Source organism: Thalassotalea sp. ND16A, from assembly GCF_000764205.1.
Lineage (GTDB): Bacteria > Pseudomonadota > Gammaproteobacteria > Enterobacterales > Alteromonadaceae > Thalassotalea_A.
The window spans coordinates 1-621 of sequence record NZ_JQDZ01000122.1 but is presented as its reverse complement, the minus strand read 5'-3'; the positions used below and the strand labels follow the sequence as shown (position 1 = coordinate 621).

General features: G+C 46.1%; 1 tRNA gene and 1 rRNA gene. Both read left to right on the top strand.

Features of this window, described 5'->3' with window-relative positions:
- The first annotated feature begins 3 nt into the window (after positions 1–3).
- A 5S ribosomal RNA gene (rrf, locus tag ND16A_RS01740) occupies positions 4–118 on the top strand.
- Between the two features lie 36 nt (positions 119–154).
- Positions 155–239 (top strand) — tRNA-Tyr (locus ND16A_RS0119720).
- The last annotated feature ends 382 nt before the right edge of the window (positions 240–621 follow it).

Below are 621 nucleotides of genomic sequence, written 5' to 3'. Positions count from 1 at the left end.
TTGTCTGGCGACAATAGCACTGTGGAACCACCTGATCCCATGCCGAACTCAGAAGTGAAACGCAGTTGCGCCGATGGTAGTGTGGGAGTTCCCATGTGAGAGTAGGTCATCGCCAGGCTCCTAATTTAGATTAGTTGCATTGCAATTATATCTTGGAGGGGTTCCCGAGTGGCCAAAGGGATCAGATTGTAAATCTGACGGCTCCGCCTTCGGTGGTTCGAATCCACCTCCCTCCACCATCATTATGAAAGCCTGCACTATGTGCAGGCTTTTTTGGTTTTAGAGATTCAAAAATTACCTTACCAGTAGCTTAGATCATCCTCAAAAAACGCGAGACTGAAGTCCCGCCAACGGCGTATCGAATTTAAGCACGCTACGCCCTAATGAGGTCCCTGATGTCGCTAGTGCTCCTCAGATATGACGTGGTGTAAGTAAACAAATACCGTGAATACTCAAAAATCTTAGAAAACATCCACCGTCATTCCGACGAAGGTCTAACACCATTCAGTTAAGAGGATCGTGTTTTAATTGGGTAGCGAGTTTTACTTACTCTAACGGTCCTGTCTTTGGGCCGTTTTCTTTTTTCTGGCAGTATAAACTGTTTGACGTTCTCACGCATAG